Source organism: Sphingobacterium bambusae (genome assembly GCF_033955345.1).
Taxonomy (GTDB): Bacteria; Bacteroidota; Bacteroidia; order Sphingobacteriales; family Sphingobacteriaceae; genus Sphingobacterium; species Sphingobacterium bambusae.
Genome location: NZ_CP138332.1, coordinates 4,684,053 through 4,710,145 on the forward strand (window position 1 = coordinate 4,684,053; position 26,093 = coordinate 4,710,145).

Below are 26,093 nucleotides of genomic sequence, written 5' to 3' on the forward strand. Positions count from 1 at the left end.
TTTTGATGTGTAGTGATACCATTCTATTCGCTTGGCAAGGTAAGGCTTGATAAAACATGTCGAGGTTCTTGGTAATCAAAGTGGATCTTGTCGCCATTCTGTACTTTACGGATACCTTCGAGCAGGATTTTTTCGTCGCCCTTTAATCCGCTTTGTACAATGTACAGATCGGGAAGTTCTGCTTTAATAATGATAGGCGTGAGCAACACTTTCCCATCTTTGTCAACAACATAGACATATTTCTTGTCCATGATTTCAAAGCTGGCTTTTTGTGGGATAATAATGGCATGTTGCATGGGGATAGACATGAGGATGGTGCCGGTTTGTCCATTGCGCAGCAAGTTCTCCTTGTTGGGGAAAGTTGCTCGGAAAGCGATGTTCCCAGTCTCGTTGTTGAAATCAGCCTCGATTGTTTCTACTTTTCCCGTTTGGTTGTAGATATCTTGATTAGCCAACATCAATTGAACCTGATCGAGGTTCTGTTCGCTCTTGTGTGCCTTGTAGTTGAGGTATTCCGCTTCCGGAACGTTAAAGTAAACCCACATGGTACTATTGTCTGATAGGTTGGTGAGCAAATCGCCTTCATCCACGAGGCTGCCCAGCTTGAGGTCAAGATGGTCAATAATACCATCGTAGGGAGCCGTGATCTGCGTAAAACCCAAGTGAACGGATGCTAGCTCCATCTCCGCTTGCGCTTTTTTTAGTTTGGCTTTGGCCATGGCGAGTTCATTTGGTGCCACAACATTTTTATCAGCCAAGGTTTGTATGTTCTGTAGTTCGATGTTTGTTGCTTCGGTCTCTGCCTGCGCCTTAAGGTATTCGGCATGGTAAATTTTAGGCATGATCTGGAACATCAGTTGTCCTTTATGCACAAATTGACCTTCGTCAACGAGTACTTTCTCCAGATAGCCGCGTTCTTGGGAACGTACTTCAATATGTCGGATAGATCGTACTTGGCTGACGTACTGTTTGACGATGGTTGTGTCAGTAATTAAAGGGGAGGAAACAAGAAAACGAGCGTCTTCTTCCTTTTCGTTCTCATGGTTGTGGCAGCTGGCAAATGAAAATAGCGCAACACAGCCCATAAGCATGATGTTTTTTTTCATACGGATTTTTGGTGCTTATAAATAAAAAATATGGATATACGCGGGTTAGGCAAAAGCTATTGAGGCCATTACAAGCGCATGTAATACGGTTTTAAGACGTATTAAGTAGAAATAGTGTGAAGTAGCGGTATGCTAAATGCGGAAGTTTTGGTGGAAGATAAACCGTTCGCTATCGTAGCAGGTAATCAGTATGTCCGATTGGTGGGCGAAAGGTTGGTTATTGTAAAGTGTGGAAAATAGGCTAAAGGTGATGTGTTTGTGCAGGAGATCCGCTAGAAGAGGAAAGGAGAGATTGTCTTTGTTGTTAGATGGTTTGGCATCACTTTCCTCCGGTTTTTCGAGCGTTCTGTCGTCAACATGCTGTTGCAATTGCTTCCCTTTCTCCCAATGGAGCCCGACATCTGGATGTTGTGCGGTATTCGGTCGAAAAGGTGATAGCTTTATCTTTGTAGATGTAACACTGCTGTTTGTAGGCATGCCAATGCAAATCTGCAATACTCCCGTAACAACGAGCATCGAAAACGATAAAATTGCTATGAATTGAGCGACACGCTTGAACATTTGATACAAAACTAAAGAAAAGTATCAAATTCTAATATTAAATTTTTGTAACATGCTTTTTATATAGCTATTTACTACGGTTTTTTGTTTTTGTGGAGTCAGATTTGCTGTGTTTTATAGTTATTTATCTTGTTTGTTGTCAGTTTGTTATCGGGTTGTTTGGGCTTTGTTTTGTTCTCTTTGTTTGGTTGATCTCTTTTTTTAGTTTTTTTTGCTGAAAACCTCTTCTTTTCGATACTTGTTGGTTCAGATTGCTTGCGGGATGTTTTTTTTGTGCAGCGGGCTTGTGGATTAGTGGTCCTTGGCACCGTGTAAAAGCATGACTTTCTTGTTTCCTGTAGTCATAATTGGTAATTTCCTCCATGTTTTACAAACGATTCCTGCTTTTATTACCGCTCTGTTGTTTTGTATCCGTGTATGGCCAAAATCTAATGAAGCCGATATCATCTTGGAAAGTTGCTGGCGTGCCGCATGTGTCTTTGGATAGTGCATATGGTGAACCTTTCCTTCGTATCGCTAACAGTCAGCCTGAAGACAACAGTTACTACACCTACTCTATACTGCAACAATCCGACCATACAAGGACATTTCATCTCACTTATGAGATAAGAGGGGATGTGTTGAAGGAGGCCTATAGTGATGTGTGGGTTAATATTTACGAAGGGAAAAATATACTGTATACCATATTATTGGGATGTTCACCTGCTAAAAAATGGACATCCTGCAGCCGGATGTTTGCGGTACCAGCGGAGGCCACGCGCATCCGCATTGGAATGCGCTTAAATGGAGCAGGCGCAACATTTTGGCGCTCCTTTAGTCTTGTCGAGGAACACCATGCGGTAGAAAACTCAGCACAGCAACTACGTACAGTGGAAATGGTGGTCGACACTCTTTGCAGATATTCATTATACCGAGATAATATAGCCCGGGATTCGATTTTGCCTGTCGCTCGAGAACTTGCACGTGTTAATATACAGGATGCCGTTTCCTATCTATTAGGTAAGTTGCGAGATAAGCATGGTAGTGTAAACTGGGATACTGAAGTTTCGTTTGCAACGAAACATAAACAGGTATTGCCTAGTTCGAAACAGCTTGCTGAGGGTTCCATTCGATACATCGGTATACCTACGCTGAGGGTTTCTAACGACGAGTTTTATGAGACCTATGCGAAAAGTCTTTATGACATCACATCCTCGCTAGAGGAAGAACGGCTTGTGTTGGATTTGCGCGGAAATGGAGGAGGCGTTTTGTGGCCAATGTTGTCGGGGATTTCACCCTTATTGCCAGATGGTACACAGGCTTATTTCTCCTATGTTTCGGGAGAAAAAAGACCCATTCAACTTCTTGATGGAAAGGCTTTCTCGAATGATGCGTCCTTTCATAAAGTGAAACGGGAAAAATACTTAAAGACGGATCGGTTACAAAAAGTGCTCTTTCTTGTCGATGAAAAAACGGCAAGTTCGGCGGAAATGCTTGCCGCGGTTTTAGCAAGTTATCCAGCGTTTAAGTTGCTGGGAGAGCCTACAGCTGGTTTTCTAACAGGCGTGTCTACCTACGCGTTGGATGGTGGACCTGAGCTAAGGATAAGTACATCTCGGTTCTTAGATAGGATGGGTAATGAGGTAGGGGAAAAATTGCAGCCTACACCGTTTCCTAAAAATAAGGCTGTAGATATTGATCAATGGGATCAGGCCGACTGGGATGCTATTTTCGATCAATATTGGGGCGATTAGCGTCAGCATAGCAGTTGCCTAAATCTAAAATGATATCCAAGACATTGCGAAGAGGAAAACGCTAATGTTCGGACACAACTAAAGTTTGTTTAAATATTTTTTAAAATCATGTAACCTTTTTGGATTTACGGTACACTAATGTAAAAACACAACATCATGGAAAAAACGTTAGCAGTATTTATTCCCATCGCATTTTTTATCTGTGTGACACTATGCGTGTATTTCGTCACTCGTTTTCGGTACGAAGCCATCAGCAAATTGGGTGGTCCTATTCCCCGAAATCCAGCGGTTAAGCAATCTTGGAAGCGCTTTGGTGTCGTTGTATTGGGCTTTGGGCTAGGGATGCTTATCACCGGTATCTTGCTCAATCAGGGCGTTATCGTCGAGAATGATTGGGCAGGTTTGTTTATTGTCGGGATTATCACGTTGTTTGTCGGGGCTTCGTTGATCGTTGCGGATAGATTGACTGACAAAGATCAATCCGTAGATGGATAACCTCTATATCGAGAAAGTTTTAGCGGGAGATCGCCATGCCTTTCGGTATTTTATACATACCTACAAGGACATGGCTTTTTCTGTTGCATTATCGTTAGTAAAGCAGGAACATCTTGCGGAGGAAGTGGCTCAGGAAGCATTTCTGCAGGCTTATCTTTCTTTAGGAAGTTTTAAACGGCAAGCAAAGTTTAGCACTTGGCTTTATCGGATTGTTGTACGATGTGGATATAAGATGCTGCAAAGGAACAATATTCCATCTGTCGAGCTTCAGCTGGATGTGCACGACCAAGCCTACGAAGAAACTGCCTTCGACCAACTGTTGCAAGCAGAACAGAGACAGCTGGTGAATGAAGCTTTGTTGCGCATTCCGGCGAATGAGAGCTTGGCCTTGCGTCTTTTTTATTTGGAAGAGTTATCTCTTCAGGAACTTTGCGAGATAACTGGATGGACCCTCGCAAACGTTAAGGTTGTCTTGTATCGTGCGCGTAAGCACATGTATCAAGAACTAGGTAAACTTATGAAATCCCCTTATTATGGAACATAAAGATCCGCAGCTGTACAAGCTGATGAACGCGTCGAAAATGGAAATGCCCTTCGATGACTTCGAAGACAAGGTCATGGCGCAGATCGCCGAACTGGAAACGAGTAGAGAGTTGGCGTTGCAACATAAAAAATATGCATTAATCTTTTTTGTATTAGGATCACTATTTGGCCTTGGGCTGAACTACATGCTGGAGATGGCTATTGACTTGATCGCGATACAGTCGGGACTCAAAAATGTGCTTTCGCTGTGTTGCCAAATGTTGTACGTCATCCTTATCGTTGTTTTTAGCGATAAACTGTGGCGTTTGCGTCGGATACTGAAAGAAGGGCATTAATTTAAGTTTTGAAAAAAAACAATGTCCCATTAAGACGGACGTGGGGCATAGTAAATAATACATACACCAAGTAATGCGATGGCAGCACCAATGATGTCATAGCGATCTGGCGAAAATCCATCAAACTTCATTGCCCACAAAATTGACATGACAATAAAAAATCCACCGTAGGTGGCATATACTCGAGCGAAGTTTTCGGTTTGCCAGGTGGCTACTACGCCGTAGCAGACCAAGATAAGTGCGCCAAGCAAACCTATCCACCAAGGTTTGCCCTCTTTCAACCAAAGCCAAATGAGGTAGCCTCCTCCGATTTCACAAAGGCCAGCAAGAAGAAATATAGGTATCGATTTTAGCATAGTGTACAAGGGTTGCGGTTTTAGACCGGCATGGTAAAGATAAATAAACGAAATTGTACATGATCACGCGATGGCGAAATAAGCTAACGTTGTGTTGTTTAACGGATCCATTCGGTACAGCCAGTAAACGCTATCTGTGACATCTTTAACAAAACGCGTTTCATTTCTCTTGATGAAAAAATGTCTAAATTACATTTTTATTAATTTTTTTGTTTTTCATGGTCTTTTTTACACGGTTTGGCGGTGTTTATTTCGTTGATTGGCTTGTTTTTATTTTACGCAATCGATTGTGTGAAACATATTTTTTGTTGAGTGTATTTTGTTTCTTATTTTGTATAGGTTATTTGGGCGGTAAGCATATGTTTTTATAACGATCGTTGTTTAACATCAGGAAAGATAAGTTTAAGCATATTCTGCCAATTCGTTGTTTAATTTTGTTCAAGAGCCCCGGGATATACCGGGGTGATTGAACTTGAGATGAGGATTGGCGCATGTTCGGTAAATGCTGTTTCATTTACTTTAAGGCATGTTCAAAGAAGACGTGCATAGTTCTGGAGTTTTTGTGTTGGCAGCAGCACACGGAATATTTTGGTTGATTAGGTTCTATTTGAACCAAGGGCGGTCTCTGAAACATGGGTCGGAGCCGCCCTCTTTTTTATGAATTGAGGAAAATTGGAAAAACATTTTTCATGCAAACGAGGTTCTCTAACGGAATAAAAAAGGTATGATAATGATGAGAAATAGCGAAAAAGTAAATCTTGGTAGGCTTGGTCTGGTGATTTTGGTGTTCGTTTGTATGTATGTTGCCTTCCAACTGACCTTGGGTACAGGAATTGTTGTTGCTCAGCTTCCTTGATTAATTGCCCATATAGTTTTTCTCAGACCTGTTACCTATAGCAGGCATCTTCTTAATTTAGATTTCCCGGTCAGGAGCTGAACTCCTTCTTATAAATTTTTATCCGCGATGAATGCATTAGCACGCTATAATGTAGAAATATTATAGTTTTTACTCGGAAATAAACGATATTGCTGTTGATTATATGACAGCAATCACTATGAACTACACAGCTACTCTCGATAAAGCGAAACAATACATCAAAAAATATTTCGAATTGGAGATAGGAAGTTACTGTTTCCACGACAAAACACATACGCAGGATGTGGTAAAAGCGGTAGAGGAAATGGCATCATATTATGAACTGCCAGAGAGCGATCGTTTTATCGTGTTGTGCAGTGCTTATTTCCATGATTTAGGTTATTTTACGGGTGGAAGTAAAGGACACGAAGCTCGTAGTATCGATATAGCAAAGCGTTTTCTCGAAGAGGAAGCCTGTCCGGATCATATAGTGCAACAAGTGGCGAATTGTATTGCTGCGACACGTATGCCTCAGTCGCCTCAGAATCTTTTAGAGCAAATCCTTTGTGATGCAGATCTCTTTCATCTCGGCAGTAATGCATTCGAAGAACGTAATAAATTGATGCACCAAGAGGCAGAGGAAGCGCAGGGGGAGAAAATTGAGAAAGGATTATGGCGTGGTATGACCATCATGCTCCTCAAACATCATCATTATCACACTGACTACGCCCGTGAAAAACTGGACGCCAAGAAACAGAAGAATTTGGAAACATTGCTGAAAAAGGAAAAAAAGACGAAGGATAAATCGGAAGATAGTAAAAAACCGGAACGAGGCATTGAAACGATGTTTCGTATTACCTCGTCCAATAACCAACGTTTAAGTGATATGGCCGACAACAAAGCCAATATTCTGTTGACGGTCAACTCTATTATTTTATCTATGGTTGTGGCTATCTTATTGCGCCGATTGGATAACGATCAACATTTGTTGTATCCGACTATCTTTTTAATGGCAGTCGTTGTGTTAACAATGATATTTGCGATATTGTCTACCATCCCCAAAATTCCAAATGGAGAGTTTAAGGTGGAACAGGTAGCACAAAAAAAGGTAAACCTGCTTTTTTTTGGAAATTTTTATCGAATGAGCTATCCCGACTATGAGTCGGGAATGAATAAAGCTATGCTGGATAGCGACTTGCTTTATGGGATGTTGACCAAAGATGTTTACGCACAAGGGGTGGCCTTAGGACGTAAATATCGCCTATTACGCTATGCTTATGGCATTTTTATGTTTGGTTTGATTGTCTCTGTTTTGGCTTTTAGCTTTGCGGTGATAACTTATTAAAAGAGAAGTTTGTTATGAGAAACTGCTTGACATTTACACTGCTGTCAATGGGTGTGTTCTTTTTACAATTGGCCTGTCGGCCAACCAGTAGCGCTTCCAGCAGCAGCCCCGGACAAATCACAAAGAGTTTTCCTTACGATTTGGCTGCGGGAAGACATGACGACATGCCAAAATCCCTAGCAGAGATATCCGGAATAACTTTTCATCCAAGTAGATCCCAGCTTATCTATGCTATTCAAGATGAAGATGGTATCCTTTATAGTTATGACCGATCCCAAAAGAAGGTATTGGAGTCGTTCACTTTCGGCAAGCCGGGCGATTATGAAGACCTGATCACCGACGGAGATTTTTTCTACATCTTGCGTAGCGACGGCACCTTGTTTAGTTTTCCTTTTGGTTACCTCGGGCAGCGAGATCAGGTTAAGAGTTTTAAAGGACTGTTGCCAAAAGGAGAGTACGAGTCTCTCGGGATGTATTCATCGAAAAGGGAATTATATGTGTTGTGCAAGGAATGTCCCGTCGATAAGAAAAGTGGAAACCTAACGGGGTACACGTTATTGATGGGGGATGGCGGAGATTTGAAGCGAGGAGGTCAGTTTACAATCCCTATGACCTCCATACAAAAATTGGATCCCGATGTCAGAAAAACGATCAAGCCATCAGCAATGACGCGAAAGGCATCCACCAACGAGTGGTATATACTCTCGTCTATCGATAAATTGCTGCTTATTACTGATAGTGCCTTTCGTCCGCTGGAAGTCATCCGATTTTCGCGAGAGGATTTTGAACAGCCCGAAGGCATTGCCTTCGATGAACAAGAGAATTTATTTATTAGCAGTGAGGCTGGAAAGCAGAATCGCGGAAGGATTTATCAATTCAACAAAAAGTAGATGAAGCATTTTGTACTATCGTTGCTTATCATCTGTTGTTTCTCGACTTTTGCTCAAGAAATCCAGCGCAGGTTGATCTTATTTGGTGATGCTGGAGAGATCAATGAAGAACAGGAAGGCCTTTTGGAGGATGCCGCTAACTTGGTGATTTCTAACAAAACATCTGTTTTTTTTCTCGGAGATAATATATACCCGTTGGGTATGGGCTTGACGAAAGATGAGGCGGAGCATACAGGAGCGATTCTGCGCTCGCAATATGGCGCATTTGTCCAAAAGGGATCACCCACTTATTTCATTGCAGGAAACCATGATTGGGACAAGTCTGGTCCGCAGGGATTGGCAAAGGTAAAGGCGCAAGCAGCATTTCTGAAGAATCAAGGTGAAGCGCTAGTAAAGTTTTTACCTGAACCCGGTACAGCCGAACTGGCTACGCTGCCTTTAACAGATAAGGTTATAGCAGTTTTATATGACAGTGAATATTGGTTATTTCCGCATCACAACCATCCAGATTCTGCTTTGGAAGGCGTTGTTAGGGAGACGTTCTTAAAAGTTTTACGGCAGCTTATTCAACAAAATAGTGATAAGACCATATTGTTGATCTCCCATCATCCCATGCAGTCCTATGGAGAGCATGCTGTTAAATTCAGTTGGCGAGATCATCTATTTCCATTGACGCGTAAATGGAAGTCTGCCTATGTTCCGTTACCGGTTTTGGGATCTATTTACCCGCTATTGCGATCAACCGTATTGCGAAGTGCCGAAGACTTGCCCCATCCCCATTACAAGCGACTAGTGCGCGATGTTTACGAGCAGGTTGGGGATCATCAAAATGTAATCTTTATTTCGGGGCATGACCATGGCCTGCAATATATCGAACGAGAAGGACGGAAGCAAATTGTCAGCGGCTCAGGGGCGAAGACATCCTTTATAAGCGGAGGGAAAGGTTCTAAGTACCGGCACAACGAACAGGGCTTTTGTACCTTGGATTGCTTGGATGACGGCAGCTTGAATCTTTCTTTTTATATTTACAGCAATCAACAGGTTAAAAAAGCTTACGAAAAATCGATTACCGTTAATTAGCCATACATGTTTTTGGATAGGATACCGCTCAATACTAATATTAAGCCTCAGCCAGCGCAAAAGGCCATGTTTTCTTTGGATCCCTTTATCAAGTTTTTACAGGCATCCGGCAATAATGAAGCCTCCAGTAATACGATCACCCAGTTTTTACTGGACATGTCTAGACAACTAGAGCATAACTATGGCGCACTTGACGAGGGAAATATACATCATTTTACGGCACTTTTTGATAGTGTTCGCTATCTACAACAGCCGATTGCAGCAGCAGAGGCGGATGTATGGGCAATTGGTACAGCGCTGGCCGATCAGGCTGTGTATGTTACCTCGGCCTTTGCCGAGATGACAAATGCTGGGCTGCAGCCTTACACCACCTCTTACGTGCATGGCGAAGAATTCGACTTTGAGAATAGGTTGCTTTACATGCTGTTGCTGGAGCGCTGTTATGCGGTTCCAAAACCTTCAGTACCATTGCTTTTTAGCTACGATAAAGATGGGATAACCCAGTATGTGGAGTTAGAGATTGATTATACGTTTGTGGAAGTGGAGCCGATCGGTGATTTGCCGATTTTAGATCTGTCGGCCTTTCGGGATAAAGAGATAAGCTCTTTAGATGATCTACAGCCCTTGTTGCGGACACTTGACCCGCAGCAGTTTTCGTTTCGCGGCTTTTCCATTTTGCGCTACGTCGATAGAAACCAAGAGTTGATTAAAGAACGCTTGCAAACGCTAATCGGAAATCTACATGGCTATGAACTGCCAGATTTCTTTCAGGCGCTGCAGGATGTGCTCGTCACCGCTCTAGAATCCAGGGATGTACGCTCGTCTTTTTTTCCGGTGTTGGAGCTAAATGGATTTCCGGTATTAAAAAGTGATTTCTCAAAAGACAGCATCTTCTTTAGCGATTTAATTGCGCGGGAGCGCGAACAATGCGAAAGTGGAATCTTTGCATTTATCAAAAACCCGCATACCATCGCCTTTGGCGTTGAACAAGGCTTAGATACCCAAGAACCTTTTTTGATCAACCTACTTCATGAAGCGGAACTATCCTCTTATATCTGCATTCCCTTAAAACATAATAAAAACTTGGTCGGCTTTTTGGAGTTGTACACTCGCGCGCCGCATAAATTGGATAAATACAGCTTGCTGAAGATTAAACCTTTCTTCTCTTACCTCGCACAGCTTGCGTATGAGTTGCTGATCATCTTTAAGCAACGGATAGATCAGGTGATTTTGAAGAATTATACCGCGCTACAGCCTGCGGTACAATGGCGCTTCAATCAGGTCGCCGCGTCCTACTTAGGACGAAGCAGCGCGGGCGATCAGCAGGCGCAACTTGAACCGGTGCGCTTTAAGGACGTTTATCCGGTCTATGGAGCAGTAGATATCAAGGATTCTACGAAATTAAGAAACGCTGTACAACGAGATGATGCTTTACGTCGTATAAACAGTTTTGCCCAATTGATCGATGTGATGCCGGCGCAGGAGAGTTCGCATGTTGTAGCGTTGAAAACGAAAATAGGCAAATTCAAGAAGTTATTGTCGAGTATACGCATCGATAAAATACTTGCCGAGATCCAGTATTTTTTGTACCAAGAGATTCCATATTTACTTTCTATAGATATGAGCAGAATTACGCCTGAGATGAAAGCTGCAATGGCAGAAATGGGGCTAAATGAAGTAGACGGTCGATATGTCGTTGAGGAGAGGGATGATGATTTTGAAGTTTCTTTACAACAGATGAACCGGATGATCAAGGCTGAACTCGATCGCCTCCATGAGTTTGTGCAGGCCACATTTCCTTCCTATTTTGAAACCTTCCGTACGGATGGGATCGAATACGATATGTATGTTGGGCAATCGATGACGCCAACGCAGGTTTTTGATGATACGATGTTACGCAAGATTCGCAAGCAACAAATCATTACTATGGCAAATATCGCTAAGAAAGCCACGCTATTGCGGGATTCCCTTCCTGTACCGTTGCAAACCACACAGCTCATTTTTGTGCATCCACATGAAATCAACGTTAGTTTCCGGTTGGATGAAAAACGTTTTGACGTTGACGGAGGTTATAATGTGCGCTATCAGGTTATCAAAAAACGTATAGATAAAGTGTGTGTACTGGGATCTAAAGAACGGTTGGTGCAACCGGACACTATCGCTATTGTTTATACGAGTGATGTAATCGCGCTAGAGCTTGAGGAGATGATTGCAGAACTTATTACAGAAGGTGTCGTTCAGCCCGATGTAGCGTATTTGCCGTTGGAGGAAATTCAAGATGTGATCGAATTGCAGGCTGTTCGCCTGCATCTAACAATTTGATCTCGCGCTTATCTAAAGAGAAGCTATTCGCCAAAAAAGAAAAAGTAGCATGAGAAAATATATATTTCTATTCATATGTTATTGCTATTCTGGGATTGCTGTAGGGCAGACCGCAGACAGCGTGATAGCTGATATTGCGCCCGAATATGATAAAGTCAGTATGACTCATCGCTTTTGGCTGGGCGATAGCTACCGCAAATTATATAATACGCCTGTAAGAATGCGTTTTGTTGATCTGGCAAAGGAGCATGGAGGCATGGAGGTGGTAAAGCTGGGCGGTGGAATGCAAACCCAGTCTTTGCGGCTTCGAGATGCGTTGGGGCGCGAGTGGGTACTTCGGTCAATCCAAAAGTATCCCGAACGTAGCCTGCCGGAGAGCTTGCGAAAGACCATTGCTAAGGATATTGTTCAAGATCAGATATCCATTGCTCATCCTTTTGGGGCTTTAACCGTACCTCCTTTCAACCGTGCGTTGGATATCCCGCATGCGGCACCCGAGCTAGTCTTTGTTGGGGATGATGAGCGACTGGGTGAATACCGTTCGATTTTCAAGAATCGAGCGTATATGCTCGAGCCGCGCATGCCTTTCGAAGATGTAAAAACAGATAATACGACCAAGGTTATTCGAAAGGTACTGGAAGATAATGATACGCAGATTGATCAAAAACTGACGCTTCGCGCACGTTTGTTGGACTTTGTGCTGGGTGATTGGGATCGGCACGAAGATAACTGGCGTTGGGACCCAGAAAAGGAGAAAGGAAAAAAAATCTATACCCCGGTGCCCCGAGATCGGGACAAAGTGTATTATAAAACCTCCGGAGTGTTTCCACTATTGTTGTCATACCAGTGGCTCAAAGCACATTTGCAGCCTTACAGCCCACATATCCGCAATGTTCCGCATTGGAATTTCAATGCACGACACTTTGATCGCTTTTTTTTGAATCATCTGAGTCGCGCACAGTGGGAAAAAGAAATAACAGCATTTCAGGAGACATTAACAGATTCGCTGATACAATCAGCTATGTTGCAAATGCCTGATACGATTGTTGCACTCAGCGCGGCAGAGATAACCACTAATATTAAATCGCGACGTGAAGACTTGATGGTCTCCGGTATGGCGTATTACGAATCGCTTGCCCGTTATGTCGACATTCCCTTGTCTGCAAAATCCGAATTTATTGAGGTCGATTTTGAGAAAGATGGCCGCATTAGTTTGGATATCCACAATAAGAAGAAAGATGGGACTGCCGGGAGACGTATATTTAAGCGAGATTTCTTACCAGAGGAAACGGAAGAAGTACGTATTTACGGTCTATCGGGAGATGACGAATATCGCTTGAAGGGTAGGGGTAAATCTTCGATTAAGCTACGTCTGATTGGTGGTGATGGTTTTGATAAATTTAGTGCAAGCCAAGCCTTCACGAACGCAAGGAAAGTTTATATATACGATAGCAAAGATACCTCAGCTAATTCTTTTGCTATTGATCAAGCGGTGCACTACCGGTTGAAGAACGACACTGCGGTGCATAATTACACCTATGATAGCTTTGTGTATGATCGGAAAGGTGTGGTTGTCGATTTTAATTATGGCGTTGATCGAGGACTTATTTTGGGCTTGGGCTACCTTATCGAAAACCAAGGCTTTCGGAAGAGCCCCTACGCTTATCGGCACTTGCTTAAGGCGAGTTATTTGACGGGACGCGAATCTTTTATTGTAGATTATCAAGGTATGTACAAACAGTTGATTGGCGATCATGATCTGTCTATACATCTTCGCTCACTCGGACCTTTTAACCAGAACAATTTTTTCGGTTACGGCAATGAATCGTCCTTCGATAAATCTGATGGACGTTCGATATCTTATTACCGAAATCGCTATGATCTCGTTAACTTGGATGTGCTACTGGAAAATCCGCTTTCCGAACAGGTTAAATTGATCTATGGCCTGTCATCGGAGTTATATCACAGCGAAGAAGAAGCGAATCAAGGTCGGTTCTTTGAAGATTTTCATAGGCAATTTCCGGACGAACCCTTGTATGGTACAATGTTTTTTACAGGCTTTACGGCCGGGGTTGATGTCGATACACGAGACAACAAAGCTAATGCGAAATCGGGATATCACTTCAGTAGCCGTCTTGAATGGAAGGCCGCGGTACGTGGTGAAAGACGACAATATGGGCGATTTAGCAACGCATTGAGCATCTATAAAACGCTGATGCACGATTACCTCACCATCGCTAACCGAACGGGGGTAGATGCAGTTTTCGGAAACCCTTATTTTTATCAGCATGCAGCAATAGGAGGTGAGAACAGCCTCCGTGGATACAACTCACGCCGTTTCGCTGGAAAAACAGCCGTTTACAACAATTTCGAGACTCGATTGAAGCTGTTTAGTTTCAGTTCATACTTGCTTCCCGGCACTGTCGGTGCTATCGGCTTCTACGATATCGGCCGAGTGTGGATGTCGGAAGAATCATCTGATCGTTGGCATATGGGCTACGGCGGCGGTCTGTATTTCTCGCCAGGAGACCTTTTGATTGTGCAGGCTGCAATGGGCTTCAGCCGCGAGGCAGCCTTGCCTTATATTCGCGTTGGATTGAGCTTCTAATATGCTATCAAAACTTGTTTAGTCACCGACAACGAGGAACTCCAGTACGTTTTCACGAACATCCAAAGCCAACGGATTTTTTAGCGGTAAGATTAACTCATCGTCCAAATGCATATACTTGCTGCTGCAATCGATGCTGAGCTCTTTGGCTTCAAAACTGTTGTAGGAGAAAGCCGCATCTGGTTTGTCATCAATTAGCTGTTGAATGTAATTCGCGAAATCTTGCCGTTGTTCTTCGTTTACATAAACCACATCGAAGACACCATCTGCTGTTGATGCTTGGGGGGCCAGCATTAGATTAGGGCCAATGGACTGGATGTTCATTACTTCCAATAGGAGGCATTTTCCTTCGTATGTCTTTCCTTCGGTCTTTAGTGTATATGGTTCTGCATCGGCCTCCAAGACTAGTTTGTGCAATACTTCCAAGGCAAGTTTCAATTCATCCTTCGCTGATTCAACCTTACTTTTGTCAGCGGCCTCCATCGCTTGCATCAGATTCGGAAACAAACCATAACCTGCACTTTCCATAAAGAAATCGGTGGTATCCGGGTTTTTGATAACCCCGATGTCAAAGCGTTGCCGCTTACTTTTTTTCCAATTCTTGATATGCGTCTCACGGGGCAGTTCGTTGTCGATGCCCAAGGTTTTCGACATATTATTAGCGGTGCCCATCGGCAAGATAGCTATAGGGATCTTTTTTGCCAGCGCATTGCGTTGAACAAGCTCCTTGACCACACGTCGGATGGTACCATCGCCGCCCGCCACCACGGCAAAATCTGCTTGGTCAAGCTGTTCTTTCCAACTGTCATCTTCCTTCACAGAAAAGTAGACACAGCCAAAGCCTTCCTGTTCGATAGCTTTCACCAGCTCCGTATTTAGATGATCCTCATCACCAGCGCCCGGGTTATGTAGTAGAATGGTTTGTTCCATGGATTTTATTTACAATTGAACATTTGTGGGGGCTTAATTGTTGTTAAAATGTAGAAAATAAAATAAAAGTGAAGGTTATGAGGATATTAGTGACAAATGATGATGGTATATATAGCCCAGGAATTGCGGCCCTAGCAGCGATAGCAAAAAAGTTTGGTGATGTACGCGTAGTGGCGCCCGATGTAGAACAATCGTCCATGGGACATGCTGTAACGCACTCGCGCCCGTTAGGCTACAAAAAGTCGCCGATCGAGTTTCCTGACGTGGAAGCGCACCGGGTGAATGGTACACCGGCAGATTGTGTTGCGATGGGTACACACCTCTGGAGTGATGTCGATGTGGTGCTTTCGGGCATTAACATGGGGCCTAACCTAGGTAATTCGATGTGGCATTCGGGAACCTTAGCGGCAGCTAAGCAGGCTGTGCTTTTCGGGATCAAAGGTATTGCCCTGAGCACGCCCGTGGGTAAAACAGAACCCGATTTCGATGTGTTGGCGCCCTATGTAGAGCGTACGCTGGAGCTGCTGCTGAAAGACACGGAATTGGCTCTTTACAATGTGAATTTTCCGCCTAACCCCAAGGATATTGCTTGGACACGGCAATCGGTACGTCTCTACGACGGAACAATCGTGCCTGGCACTGACCCTATGGGCAGAAAGCATTACTGGTTTACGGTGACTCCGCTGGAACCAGCAGATGAGGGGACAGACCGTTGGGCTGTAGAGCATGATTTGGTTTCCATCACCCCCCTTCGGCTGGATCTAACGGACGAGAAGACATTGGCCGATAAACTTGTGTGATAAGCGATTTGTAGCATTACAGTCGGCAAAATCTACCAAAGGTGAAAATCGGATATTTGTTTTTTTCTTGACTGTTGAAGTATAGATTTTCGTAATGTAGCCTTCGCTTTCCAAATGAGGCGAAGGCTACATTTTCATTTAGCTTCGAGATTTTATCTCGGCTTGGACTTGCCCAAGCAGGATAAATCCGGGGAGAATGGTTGTCAAACAGCCTATACTTACGGCCATCAAAGCCGGCATATGTTTGGTTATGGCCATATAAAAAAGAATGCCGCAAACAATGAGTAGCACGATGCCTATACCGATTAAGGGTGCAGCAATTTTTTTCTTTCTATCTTGAAGTTCTTCGAGGGTTAATTCAGTTAGTTTTTTTGTGTTTTTCATATACGATTTAAGTTAAGCACTGTTTTAACAGCTTCTAAATATAGTGATATTTGGCGTAATCTTTATTGGGAAGCTTTTTTTGCTATTATCAATAGTTTAGAAGTAAAGTAGGATGCAGTTTTCAGCAGCAATTAAGGTTGCTATGTATTGAAATACGATGCGTTCTAGATACCTATTTTAAATCCAAGTTCCGTGTAATTTAATACTAAGTTAATATGCTTCCACTATATTTGATGCGTTAACTCCTATGGCACAGATTATTCCCTTGTACAAAAATTGGCTCGTCGCCATCAAAGAAAGCGACAGCAGATCGGCATTCTCCGCTATCTATGCACAATTTTGGAAGGATCTGTTTGGGCATGCATTAAAGAGGCTAAAAGACGAACAGCAGGCGGAAGATATCGTTCAGGAGCTTTTTGTACAATTTTGGGAGCAACGGCAAAAGTTGGATATAGACATGAATTTGCCAGCTTACCTTTATGGTATGTTGAAATTCAAGATTATAGATTTCTTTAACTCCAACAAAGTTAAACCACAGCTTTTAGCCTATTGGGCAGAAGATATGCACCACTATGTGCAACATCACCCCGAAGAACTGGATGCTTACTTGCATTTGGAGGAGCTCTTGGAAGAGGAACTGCAAAAAATGCCGCACAACATGAAAGAGGCTATCGTGCTTAAATGGGATCAGCTTAGTATCAGAGAGATTGCGGAGAAGTTGAACCTTTCCGAACAAACGGTCAAAAACAATCTTACAGAAGGAAGTAAACGATTGCAACGATCGCTGTTACAGCGCGGAAATGGTCGATATAGTGTGCTTTTGTGTCTAGCAGTACAATCCGTGGCTTTACTTACGCGCTGAGATTTTGAGCTGCACATAACTTAACATTTCCTTTATGATTTCTTGAAGTACTTTTTCATCCTTTTATAGACATCTATATAAAAGGAATACATAAAGTGAAAAAGAAAATCTTCCATTTTTTAACGTACCGTTACCATCAAGGTACTGCGAGTAAGCAGGAGAAGCAGCTGTTCGATCGCTGGTACCAAAGCCTTGATCAGCGGCAAGAAGTCTTGCCTACTGATTTACCTGAAAGGGAGCAACGATCGTTAAATCATATCTTACAGGTTATCGACAGTAGGTCCGTTGTCGATTCAAAAACATCTTTTAAGTCTTGGAAGTGGTTCGCCGGCGTAGCAGCCGTTTTGCTTTGCATTACGGGTATAACAGTATTTATACAACAATTTAATCAGGTGGAAACCAAGCTTGCTGTAGAACATGCGTATCGTATTTTCGAAACACAGGTAGGCGAACGCAAAGAGCTAGCACTGCCGGATGGTAGCAAGGTGATCCTTAATGCGCGATCTAGCCTGCGTATCGATGAAAAACAATACGGTAAAGTAAGCCGCACCGTGGAATTGTTGACAGGGGAAGCTTTTTTTGATGTAGAGAAAGATAGTAGCCTCGCTTTTATCGTTCTTGCCGGTCCTTTACAAACACGGGTCTTGGGAACCTCGTTCGGCATACAGGCTTATCCAGAAATGGCTGCACAGGTTGTGTCGGTATACAGTGGGCGCGTTCAGGTGCAACATGGCGAACATACCTTAGGGATACTGACTTACGGCGAACAGATCCGATTCGACAAAGTGTCTGCGAACAGCGCATTGCTTCATTTTGATGCAGATAGATCCAAGAGTTGGATGTCTGGGCGTAGCTTCTTGCGGCAGGCCTCCTTTTCAGAATTGGCTTTGGCGATCAGAAATAATTATGGGATAACCTTGAAAGCTGGAGATGAGCGTATTGTCCGCCAACAGTACAGTCTCCCTATTCAAGAGCGTGTGCCATTTAAAGATGTGCTACAAGCGATCTGTAAAATTCATAACAATAGATCAAGAAAGGAGGGAGATACCGTGCTGATTTATTAAAACGTATCTCAAAAAAATAGGTTAACGACCGCCATCGCTAACCTGCTTTTTAAATCCTACAGTTTGCCCTGTAGAAAAATGTATCAAAAACCGTATCAGTTATTTAACACAAAGCAAATTTATGCAAATTAATTTATACTATCTCCATTTTACTATGCGAATATTGTTGATAGGAATGCTAGGAGTTCTAAGTCTTACCGAAATGCTCTTTGCCGCCGATGTGAAGGCTCAAATTTTAGATAAGAAGATAAGTGTCGATGTGGCGGAGGGGAGTATCACGCAGGCCGTTCAACGCTTGGAAGCCGAACAGGTCTATATAGCCTTCGACGATTCGGATATGAAACTCTCCAAAAAACATATCCGTCCGAAAGCATTTAAACATACGCCCGTTCGCGATGTACTCACGTATCTGTTTGCGGGAACTGGATTGGTTTTTAAAGAGTCGGGGGCTTACATTACCTTGGAAAGGAAAGTGCCACAGCGTCCAGGAAAAATCAGTGGAAAAATTTTTGATGAACGCGGACTCGCCTTGGCAGGCGCCAATATTCGCGTGTTGGAGACCGGCAGGACCACACAAGCTAGTGTGGATGGCTCCTATCAGGTTGATCTGCCTGCCGGTAGTTACCGCGTGGAGATCAGCTATGTATCTTATCAAACACAACGTGTGCAGGATGTTACGGTGCGTGCCGGTCAAAGCACCACGCTGGACGTCTCGATGAAAGTCAATACACAACAGTTGGAAGATGTTGTCGTGACGGTGAATTACAAACAAGCATCCGTGGCTGGGCTGTATGCAGCACAAAAAAATGCTGCTTCGGTAACAGATGGTATTTCTGCCGAACAGATCGCCCGTACGCCGGATAATGACATCGGACAGGTTTTAAAACGGGTGACGGGAATTACGACGGTGAACAATAGCCGTGTTATTGTTAGGGGGATGTCTGACCGCTACAACCAAGCGATGCTGGACGGAGTGACTATCCCCAGCACCTCGATGAATCGCCGTGATTTTTCTTTTGACATCATTCCGGCTACGATGGTGAGTTCGATCGTGGTTAATAAAACAGCCACACCCGATGTCTCCTCGGAGTTTTCTGGTGGTCAAGTATCGGTTAATACGCTGGATATCCCAGATCAAAACTTCACCACCCTTCAAGTAGGAATTGGAGGAAACAGCCAGACAACAGGTAAAGACTTCTATCGCCTCGGGGAGCGTAAAAGCAGTGAATATTTTGGTTTTTTTGATCCATCGGCAAAAGCCCCGGAAAATATACAGTCTTGGAATTTTGGAGGGACGGCAGTTCCGCCTCCCGGAATATCGACTGATCCAACAATACCGGGTGCAGCGGAAGGCCAACATCTTATCGGAGATAATTCGCCACTTTACAATTCCTTTGACGCTATTGCGCAATCGAAACGTTTCTCCAGTGACAACCTAAAATTATACCGATATACAGCCTCTCCTAATCAAAACTATCTCTTCGGACTAGGACGGGTATATCAACTAGGAGATGGCCTACGCTTTGGCTTTTCGGCCAGTGCAAATTTACGTACTGAGCAACAGATTACACCTTTTAATAATGTGCGTGGATCGAGTTACGGCGAAGAGGTCGATTATATCGATAGCACGGGGATAGGCCAAAGTGGTGCTGGTACAGCTTACCGATTCCAAAGTGCCAGTGGTTTATTGGCAAATCTAGGTTTGCAAGGGGAAAAGTTTAAGATTTCCCTAAAAAATATGTACACGCGTACGTATAATGATAATTTCTATGAAGCGATTCGCTTAAACTATGAGGACGTACCGCAAGGTCCGAGCTTAGAGCAGTATCAGCAACCGCAAACTATGTCGCTACAGCAACACCAATTGAATGGTGAATATCAACTGCCGTGGAACATAAAAATGGATGGCATGTTTGCGTATAATAAGATCAAACAGCAAATTTTGGATGAACGAAAAATAGAGTATCGTCTCACGACGAGTATCGGAGACCAACACTACTTTCAGACGCCGAACCTATGGAAGCCTGGTCGAGCAGGTGGTACCAATACACCTTTTGACTACCGGATGTGGACAAATGTGGATGAAAATGATTTCAATTGGGGGCTAAATTTCGCTCGACCTTTTGCTACAGGATCGTCCGCAAGTACTTTGCTGAAATTTGGCTATCAAGGCTGGACGAAGCGGCGCGACCTTTCCATTACGCGCATGATACCTTACACTGCAACAGCAAGCGTGATCGAGCAACCTTACGAAGTGATTTTGCGCCCCGAAAATATAGGATCGGGGCTTAACCAAGCGTATTATTGGGCCGAGAATACCAATGGATCCATTTTTAATGGTCGTATTGATATCCATGTATTGTATTTGATGGCTGATCAAAAATTGTGGAATAAGTTGCGTTTGGTATACGGTTTACGTGGTGAATCTTTTACACTTAATAATAGCCAAGAGGACTTACTGGATAGGCAATTTACTGATCAGGATGAGCTCATTCAGTATCGAAGAGCGGTCTTAGAAAACGGTTGGCGTTGGTTGCCTTCACTCAACGCGACTTATGAGGTGACATCTACGTTTAATGTTCGAGGTTCGTATTCCCGAACGGCTATTCGACCTGACTTTCGCGAGTCATCCTTCTTCGGCTTTTACGATTATGAGTTGGATGGAAATATCAGTGGCGACCGCGTCGAGTCGACGATCGTGGATAATGTGGATGCACGCCTAGAATGGTACCCTTCTCCCGGAGAGATTATTTCATTGACGGGGTATTACAAGTATCTCGACCGTCCGATAGAGTTAATTAAAATTTCGGGAGCAAATCAGTATGCCTTTACGAATATGGAATCGGCTACGAATCTCGGTTTGGAGCTGGAGTTTCGTAAAAATTTTAGTTTCCTAGGTAGTGCAGCATGGTTGCAAGATCTTTTTATTTATGGAAATGGAAGTTTGTTAAAATCAGAAGTAGATGCCTTATCGCAGTGGCGATATGTAATCCAAGAAGATGGAAGCAACTTGCTTATGCAGACAAAAGAAGGGGTGCAAAATCGTCCGTTGATTGGGCAATCACCTTGGCTGTTAAACGCTGGTTTAGGTTATTGGGGTGAGTATGTAGGCTTGACGGCTAGTTACAACCAACGTGGATACCGAACGAACATAACCCATGTAAATCCAAATCTCGTAGAATATGAACAAGCTCCCCGTCAACTCGATGCGCAGGTATATGCACGCTTCCTGAAAAAGAAGCTGGAATTGAAGTTGAATATGGCGAATATCTTGAATGAATGGGCTGTCTACTACACCAATACCACGGGGTATACCGAAATAAATGAGTTGGGTGGTGGATGGAATGCGGTAGAAGGCAAGAGTAATCGGTACCGTAAGGAAGAAGGTGATAATATCGTTTACAGACGAAAGGATGGACAACGATTTAATCTATCGCTAACGTACAATTTTTAATAAAGAAAATTTTTAAAACTGCGCGAGGCAGTTTGTCAGACCAATGGTTTTAATAAAAAAAGCATCCGAGCATTGCCCAATAGCGCAATCTGGAAATTAAAGAAAAATTAGGAAACCAACGGTATGACAACAAACTATACTACTCATCGAAATGCTGTCCCGAAGAGTAGCATAGTCATAAAGGATCTTGTGGCAGCAAAATTAAGTTTTTATAACCAAAAAATGAAAAATTTTTTAACGCTAGGGGCTGTTTGCGCAATCGCATTCGCTTCATGTAACAAAGACAATATCGCTGTTCAAGGTGATTTAAATGCAGGTTTACCTGCTAAGCCGCAAGCGCACATCCCTGTAAATGCCAGTGGTTTAATTACAAAAAACTTCCTATCGAAAGATACGGTTTGGTTAATTGATGGAGTGTCTTACGTTAGACCGGGGCAAACGTTGACTATCGAAGCCGGTACATTCTTGACCTCAGGGAATTTAAAAACCTATAATGACCCTTTGTATGGCACACATCAGATTCGCGGAGTATTGGTTGTGCCAAAAACAGCGAAATTGAATGCGATCGGTACGCCTACAGAACCTATTGTTTTTACATCGCCAAATGCAGCAGGATCACGTAATCCAGGTGATTTCGGTGGGGTGATCGTTTTAGGTAGAGCGCGCATCAACCAAAGTGTTGCAACACGTATCGAAGGTCTTCCTCAGCCAGATGGTACAGACGTTACTTATGGTACGTTTGGTGCGGATACGTATAATACAGAAAGCTCAGGTACGTTGCGTTACGTGCGTATCGAGTTTGCCGGTTACAATTTGAATGAGAACAACGAAATTAACGGTTTGACTTTAGGTGGTGTGGGTAGTGGTACCGAATTATCTCACATTCAAGTGTCATGGGGTAGAGACGATGCCTTTGAATTCTTCGGAGGTACAGTCAATGCTGATCACTTGGTGGCCTTGTCGGCTGATGATGATGATTTCGATTTTGATTTCGGTTATTCAGGAACTATTAACTACGGTTTATCGTTAAAAGATCCGAATGCGACCAACAGTATTTCTGGAGGTGTCTCTGATGCTAACGGTATTGAGTCGGACAATGAAGGTGCAAGTCCTTTTGCCTCTTTACCGAAGACCAATCCTAAGTTGAACAATTTTACATTCTTGGGTTTGCAAAATGCAACAACCGCTGCTACAAAATTAAGAGCAGGTAACCGTTGGAGAAGAGGAACTTCAATGACGATCCAACGTTCGATTATTGCAGGTTATCCTACAGGAGTAGCTTTTGAGGCCATTACAAGTGCAGGTGGTACATTTAGCAATAACTTGGTTCATGGATATACCACAGCCATCACCGGTACACCAACACCAGCAAATTACACAGGTAACGGAACCAGTACAGCCGCAAGTGCAAATAGCTATTTGTTGTTAGGTACTAATGCATTTACCAATCCATTTTACAGTACAGCGGCCGCATCATCATTTAATGTCAGTAATTTGATTCCATCAGCAAACTCTCCCGCTTATGGAACGGCTGCGACATTTAAAGGAGCCTTTCAACCAGGTGTAGCTGTTTGGACAGCAAATTGGACACAATTCCAACCGAAGACTTATTAATTATTACTAATGAGAGGAGGGCAATTTATTTTGCTCTCCTTGCTCTTGACCCCCCCCTATGAGAAAAATATTCTACTTGACCCTCTTCAGTCTGTTGCTCGTAAGCTGCAAGAAAGGTGAATATGTTGAAGCTTTTGAGAATCTATCTAACGTATATCTCTCTGGAAATTTCAATGGCATTTCCATATACAGAAATGATCAACAGATATTCATAACGCAAAATTCAATTAAAGTGCCGATTGGACAGGCGACATATCGGTTTTTAGATGTCGATGGGAAAAGACTTTTGGAGGAGATGGTTGCGTTTGATAATACGATGGACACCATCAGTTTACTTAATAATGGAGAGAGTTCGCTTTTATTGCGGAGCTTGGGTAATATAGCCGTAAATCCCGAACGCTTTAAAATAGATCTGGCCAATATTGGTATGTTTAATAACGGTGCTGAAGTTAATATCGTTGCCTGTATGGCTGACGGATCGTTAATGCCCGTGAGCGAGCCGGAGATAATAAGTAATATATCGAATAGGTTTGCCAATAATTTTGCTGAGTTTGAATTGGGTGGATATGCTTCTTCTACATATGCGGAAACAGCTGGCTATTATATTCTTTTTTATCCAGTAGATAGTGAAATGGAGCCTTATCTACACGACGGATACCCTATCTTGTTTGCATTGGCACTTGCTCCCCATAATGATAATACAGTAGAGCCGGCGGGTCTAAATAAGGTTTATCAAATTGCTCTTCGCGATGATGTTCCTTCGGATTATCTAGGTATGATTCCTGGTATAGGGATATATCCTGAGGGAAGTAGTGCTTATTTCGTGTACGCTCTACAAAGTAAATAATATTAAAACATGAATGTTTATGAAAGGCATTAACGTAAGTAAGCATCGGCAGTTGAAGCAGGTTTTGCAGGAAGTAGAGCACACGCTCTCTGTGCAAAAACAGGCGCTTAGCGTAGACGATATTCAAGATTGTGCACAGCGTTTGGATATGTTGTTTTCGGCTTATCAACGGCAATTATATGAACTCGAAGAAACTATTGAACTGTATGAGCAAGCTGCTCATCAGGCGCGGATGCGTTTTTTTGCAAAGCCATTTCGGCTATTGTTGAAAAATGAACCGATAGCCGAGATTGATGTACATCGCTTAGTACAAGCTATAAATGCCTTAGCAAAATAGATCCATTTCCCTCCTTAATATATAAATGAGCGGCGTTCTGCCGTTCATTTTTTTAAATTTTAATGATGTAGACGACGGATTTAGATAGCACATTTCCTAATCAAGAAGAATAGGGTGATGTTCGTAAGGCCTCGATTCAAAACGTATTGATGTGGGCTTAGACGATATCGGTACCTGTCTGTTATCTCGGCTAGTCACATTCTTGTTCGCTGTTTGGAGCGCTTCAACGAGCAATGGATCGCGTGAGTCGCCAAAAGGATACAATGGTAACGTTCGGTATTCCTGAACGAGCTGCTGCGGCACGATTCCAGCAGCGTAATCGCCCACATTTTCCCGGTTATACATTTTGTAGACCAGTGGCAGGATATGCCAAGTTGCTTGGTCGCCGTTTATATCCTGTGGTGAGCTGCGTGTTACACTGGCCATATCTTTACCCAAGGTGTTTTCGCCAATATGGATGACAGCTATATATGGGCGTAGGTTGTTGATAAGCAGTTCGGCGGCCGATGCTGTATGGCCAGTCGTGAGTACGGTGATATGGCGCAACGGCAAGCGTGCTGCGATCAGTTCTGCTACGGAAAAGCTGTAGCCATCGGGCTGCCGTGCTAATGCATCGGCAAAGGTATCGTCGATAGCAGCCATTCGTTTGTTACCTCGATACCGAACAAAGATCTCGTTAGCTTGAACGGGAGCAAATAACAACGCACAAAAAGCTGCAAAAGAAACCTGTCCTCCAGGGTTGTACCGTAGATCTAGAATTAAATTGCTTACTTCGGCCTCTTTCAGCTTTTTTACGGCTTCAAGCACATCATAGGCACCACTAAAATCAAAATGGCTTAGATAGAGGTAGCCGGTGTTAGGCTGATCGTTAAGCAAGCGGTACGTGTAGACCACCGGTTGCGCAATGTAACTTGACGGCAGATCAATAAGCTTATCCTTTTTCAAGCGTAACTGCAACCTGTTTAGCGCTAACGCCTGAATAACGGTCTCCTCGATATTTATTTGACTAAGTATGACACCATTGATCTGCTCTATGCTATCTCCTCGCGCTAGGCCGGCCGTAGCAGCAGCACTGAAGGGTACGACTTGGCTAATGAGATGTAGGCTTTGGTTCCCCTGTTCTACGCTAATGATATCGAGGCCGAAGGTATTAGCGAGTGTTTTTCCGAAACTATCTTGATTTTGGCTTTGCAAAATGGTCGAAAATCGATCTTCCTGAGCTAGAAGCATATGGAAATAGCTTATAGGATTAGCGGATTGATCATGTTGTGCAGGTCGTTTATCACGCCAGTAGTAATACTGATCCATCTCCGTGTCTATCCATTGATTAATGGCTTCATTAGTGCCTGCGGGATAAACAGGATCGTCCTTTTGGCAGGCTTGAAAAAAGCCTACACTGCCCATCAAGATGGAATATAGTACTGCATGACGACCCTTGATCATGCTGTAATTTACGAAGCTGTCATCAAATTGCTGTTAAGCGTTTGTTAAGCTTTTGATGGGGATGAGGAACTAAAATTGACCTGAACTACAGCTTTCAATAGACCATCTACGTAGCCCTAGCTGAAATC

The 26,093-nt window shown here is 43.2% G+C and carries 22 protein-coding genes; 16 read left to right on the plus strand and 6 right to left on the minus strand.

Going from position 1 to position 26,093, the window contains the following annotated elements:
- Positions 1–23: 23 nt before the first annotated feature.
- On the minus strand, positions 24–1,106 hold the full coding sequence (locus tag SCB77_RS19405; RefSeq protein WP_320183659.1) for an efflux RND transporter periplasmic adaptor subunit: 1,083 nt from the start codon (positions 1,104–1,106) through the stop codon (positions 24–26).
- Between the two features lie 132 nt (positions 1,107–1,238).
- A complete protein-coding gene (locus tag SCB77_RS19410) occupies positions 1,239–1,583 on the minus strand; it encodes a hypothetical protein (protein ID WP_320183660.1) in 345 nt (114 codons plus the stop codon).
- Between the two features lie 515 nt (positions 1,584–2,098).
- Between SCB77_RS19410 and SCB77_RS19415 the strand changes: the two genes are divergently transcribed.
- The 4 genes from SCB77_RS19415 to SCB77_RS19430 all read left to right on the plus strand — a co-directional run bounded on the left by SCB77_RS19415 (position 2,099) and on the right by SCB77_RS19430 (position 4,773).
- Positions 2,099–3,400, plus strand: a complete 1,302-nt coding sequence (locus tag SCB77_RS19415) for a S41 family peptidase (protein ID WP_320183661.1) — start codon at positions 2,099–2,101, stop codon at positions 3,398–3,400.
- A 156-nt stretch (positions 3,401–3,556) separates the two neighbouring features.
- The gene (locus SCB77_RS19420; RefSeq protein ID WP_320183662.1) at positions 3,557–3,895 is read left to right on the plus strand and encodes a hypothetical protein; all 339 of its coding nucleotides are present in this window, start codon (positions 3,557–3,559) and stop codon (positions 3,893–3,895) included.
- A complete protein-coding gene (locus SCB77_RS19425; protein WP_320183663.1) occupies positions 3,888–4,439 on the plus strand; it encodes an RNA polymerase sigma factor in 552 nt (183 codons plus the stop codon). The genes SCB77_RS19420 and SCB77_RS19425 overlap by 8 nt, the downstream gene beginning before the upstream one ends.
- Positions 4,429–4,773, plus strand: coding sequence for a hypothetical protein (locus tag SCB77_RS19430; protein WP_320183664.1), 345 nt, complete (start codon positions 4,429–4,431; stop codon positions 4,771–4,773). Before SCB77_RS19425 ends, SCB77_RS19430 begins: the two co-directional genes overlap by 11 nt.
- 29 nt (positions 4,774–4,802) lie before the next feature.
- Here SCB77_RS19430 and SCB77_RS19435 read toward each other — a convergent pair whose 3' ends face one another.
- Positions 4,803–5,129, minus strand: a complete 327-nt coding sequence (locus SCB77_RS19435) for a YnfA family protein (RefSeq protein WP_320183665.1) — start codon at positions 5,127–5,129, stop codon at positions 4,803–4,805.
- Between the two features lie 1,040 nt (positions 5,130–6,169).
- Here SCB77_RS19435 and SCB77_RS19440 point away from each other — a divergent pair.
- Genes SCB77_RS19440 through SCB77_RS19460 form a run of 5 tightly spaced genes read left to right on the plus strand, consistent with a single transcriptional unit; the run spans position 6,170 to position 14,230 of the window.
- On the plus strand, positions 6,170–7,330 hold the full coding sequence (locus SCB77_RS19440) for a Pycsar system effector family protein (protein ID WP_320183666.1): 1,161 nt from the start codon (positions 6,170–6,172) through the stop codon (positions 7,328–7,330).
- Positions 7,331–7,344: 14 nt separating this feature from the next.
- Positions 7,345–8,220: an SdiA-regulated domain-containing protein gene (locus SCB77_RS19445; protein WP_320183667.1), complete on the plus strand. Its 876-nt coding sequence runs from the start codon at positions 7,345–7,347 to the stop codon at positions 8,218–8,220.
- Positions 8,221–9,300: a metallophosphoesterase gene (locus tag SCB77_RS19450; protein WP_320183668.1), complete on the plus strand. Its 1,080-nt coding sequence runs from the start codon at positions 8,221–8,223 to the stop codon at positions 9,298–9,300.
- A 6-nt stretch (positions 9,301–9,306) separates the two neighbouring features.
- Positions 9,307–11,622, plus strand: a complete 2,316-nt coding sequence (locus SCB77_RS19455; protein ID WP_320183669.1) for a hypothetical protein — start codon at positions 9,307–9,309, stop codon at positions 11,620–11,622.
- Between the two features lie 49 nt (positions 11,623–11,671).
- Positions 11,672–14,230 (plus strand): BamA/TamA family outer membrane protein, encoded by a 2,559-nt coding sequence (locus SCB77_RS19460; protein ID WP_320183670.1) that lies wholly within the window; start codon positions 11,672–11,674, stop codon positions 14,228–14,230.
- Positions 14,231–14,248: 18 nt separating this feature from the next.
- Here the strand turns inward: SCB77_RS19460 and SCB77_RS19465 are convergent, their stop codons facing one another.
- Positions 14,249–15,160 carry a diacylglycerol/lipid kinase family protein gene (locus SCB77_RS19465; RefSeq protein ID WP_320183671.1) on the minus strand — a complete coding sequence of 304 codons (912 nt, stop codon included), beginning with the start codon at positions 15,158–15,160 and terminating at the stop codon, positions 14,249–14,251.
- A gap of 77 nt (positions 15,161–15,237) precedes the next feature.
- On the opposite strand from SCB77_RS19465, the gene surE reads away from it, so the two are divergent.
- Positions 15,238–15,960: a 5'/3'-nucleotidase SurE gene (surE, locus tag SCB77_RS19470; RefSeq protein ID WP_320183672.1), complete on the plus strand. Its 723-nt coding sequence runs from the start codon at positions 15,238–15,240 to the stop codon at positions 15,958–15,960.
- A 138-nt stretch (positions 15,961–16,098) separates the two neighbouring features.
- Here the strand turns inward: surE and SCB77_RS19475 are convergent, their stop codons facing one another.
- A complete protein-coding gene (locus tag SCB77_RS19475) occupies positions 16,099–16,344 on the minus strand; it encodes a hypothetical protein (protein WP_320183673.1) in 246 nt (81 codons plus the stop codon).
- A gap of 247 nt (positions 16,345–16,591) precedes the next feature.
- Between SCB77_RS19475 and SCB77_RS19480 the strand changes: the two genes are divergently transcribed.
- From SCB77_RS19480 to SCB77_RS19505, 6 genes are all read left to right on the plus strand, one after another.
- A complete protein-coding gene (locus SCB77_RS19480; protein WP_320183674.1) occupies positions 16,592–17,206 on the plus strand; it encodes an RNA polymerase sigma factor in 615 nt (204 codons plus the stop codon).
- A 95-nt stretch (positions 17,207–17,301) separates the two neighbouring features.
- On the plus strand, positions 17,302–18,270 hold the full coding sequence (locus SCB77_RS19485; RefSeq protein WP_320183675.1) for a FecR family protein: 969 nt from the start codon (positions 17,302–17,304) through the stop codon (positions 18,268–18,270).
- A 175-nt stretch (positions 18,271–18,445) separates the two neighbouring features.
- Entirely contained in the window at positions 18,446–21,724 is a 3,279-nt protein-coding gene (locus SCB77_RS19490; protein WP_320183676.1) for a TonB-dependent receptor, read from the plus strand.
- A 222-nt stretch (positions 21,725–21,946) separates the two neighbouring features.
- Positions 21,947–23,338: a hypothetical protein gene (locus tag SCB77_RS19495; RefSeq protein ID WP_320183677.1), complete on the plus strand. Its 1,392-nt coding sequence runs from the start codon at positions 21,947–21,949 to the stop codon at positions 23,336–23,338.
- Positions 23,339–23,396: 58 nt separating this feature from the next.
- Positions 23,397–24,185, plus strand: a complete 789-nt coding sequence (locus SCB77_RS19500; RefSeq protein WP_320183678.1) for a hypothetical protein — start codon at positions 23,397–23,399, stop codon at positions 24,183–24,185.
- A 19-nt stretch (positions 24,186–24,204) separates the two neighbouring features.
- Positions 24,205–24,522 (plus strand): hypothetical protein, encoded by a 318-nt coding sequence (locus SCB77_RS19505; protein WP_320183679.1) that lies wholly within the window; start codon positions 24,205–24,207, stop codon positions 24,520–24,522.
- Positions 24,523–24,618: 96 nt separating this feature from the next.
- On the opposite strand, the gene SCB77_RS19510 is transcribed toward SCB77_RS19505, so the two are convergent.
- The gene (locus SCB77_RS19510) at positions 24,619–25,965 is read right to left on the minus strand and encodes a S41 family peptidase (RefSeq protein WP_320183680.1); all 1,347 of its coding nucleotides are present in this window, start codon (positions 25,963–25,965) and stop codon (positions 24,619–24,621) included.
- Positions 25,966–26,093 lie beyond the last annotated feature (128 nt).

Excerpts from the sequence above, each read along its gene's own strand:
- SCB77_RS19405 (WP_320183659.1), bottom strand. The coding sequence starts at position 1,106 with ATGAAAAAAAACATCATGCTTATGGGCTGTGTTGCGCTATTTTCATTT.
- SCB77_RS19410 (WP_320183660.1), bottom strand. The coding sequence starts at position 1,583 with ATGCCTACAAACAGCAGTGTTACATCTACAAAGATAAAGCTATCACCT.
- SCB77_RS19415 (WP_320183661.1), top strand. The coding sequence starts at position 2,099 with ATGAAGCCGATATCATCTTGGAAAGTTGCTGGCGTGCCGCATGTGTCT.
- SCB77_RS19420 (WP_320183662.1), top strand. The coding sequence starts at position 3,557 with ATGGAAAAAACGTTAGCAGTATTTATTCCCATCGCATTTTTTATCTGT.
- SCB77_RS19425 (WP_320183663.1), top strand. The coding sequence starts at position 3,888 with ATGGATAACCTCTATATCGAGAAAGTTTTAGCGGGAGATCGCCATGCC.
- SCB77_RS19430 (WP_320183664.1), top strand. The coding sequence starts at position 4,429 with ATGGAACATAAAGATCCGCAGCTGTACAAGCTGATGAACGCGTCGAAA.
- SCB77_RS19435 (WP_320183665.1), bottom strand. The coding sequence starts at position 5,129 with ATGCTAAAATCGATACCTATATTTCTTCTTGCTGGCCTTTGTGAAATC.
- SCB77_RS19440 (WP_320183666.1), top strand. The coding sequence starts at position 6,170 with ATGACAGCAATCACTATGAACTACACAGCTACTCTCGATAAAGCGAAA.
- SCB77_RS19445 (WP_320183667.1), top strand. The coding sequence starts at position 7,345 with ATGAGAAACTGCTTGACATTTACACTGCTGTCAATGGGTGTGTTCTTT.
- SCB77_RS19450 (WP_320183668.1), top strand. The coding sequence starts at position 8,221 with ATGAAGCATTTTGTACTATCGTTGCTTATCATCTGTTGTTTCTCGACT.
- SCB77_RS19455 (WP_320183669.1), top strand. The coding sequence starts at position 9,307 with ATGTTTTTGGATAGGATACCGCTCAATACTAATATTAAGCCTCAGCCA.
- SCB77_RS19460 (WP_320183670.1), top strand. The coding sequence starts at position 11,672 with ATGAGAAAATATATATTTCTATTCATATGTTATTGCTATTCTGGGATT.
- SCB77_RS19465 (WP_320183671.1), bottom strand. The coding sequence starts at position 15,160 with ATGGAACAAACCATTCTACTACATAACCCGGGCGCTGGTGATGAGGAT.
- surE (WP_320183672.1), top strand. The coding sequence starts at position 15,238 with ATGAGGATATTAGTGACAAATGATGATGGTATATATAGCCCAGGAATT.
- SCB77_RS19475 (WP_320183673.1), bottom strand. The coding sequence starts at position 16,344 with ATGAAAAACACAAAAAAACTAACTGAATTAACCCTCGAAGAACTTCAA.
- SCB77_RS19480 (WP_320183674.1), top strand. The coding sequence starts at position 16,592 with ATGGCACAGATTATTCCCTTGTACAAAAATTGGCTCGTCGCCATCAAA.
- SCB77_RS19490 (WP_320183676.1), top strand. The coding sequence starts at position 18,446 with ATGCTAGGAGTTCTAAGTCTTACCGAAATGCTCTTTGCCGCCGATGTG.
- SCB77_RS19495 (WP_320183677.1), top strand. The coding sequence starts at position 21,947 with ATGAAAAATTTTTTAACGCTAGGGGCTGTTTGCGCAATCGCATTCGCT.
- SCB77_RS19500 (WP_320183678.1), top strand. The coding sequence starts at position 23,397 with ATGAGAAAAATATTCTACTTGACCCTCTTCAGTCTGTTGCTCGTAAGC.
- SCB77_RS19505 (WP_320183679.1), top strand. The coding sequence starts at position 24,205 with ATGAAAGGCATTAACGTAAGTAAGCATCGGCAGTTGAAGCAGGTTTTG.
- SCB77_RS19510 (WP_320183680.1), bottom strand. The coding sequence starts at position 25,965 with ATGATCAAGGGTCGTCATGCAGTACTATATTCCATCTTGATGGGCAGT.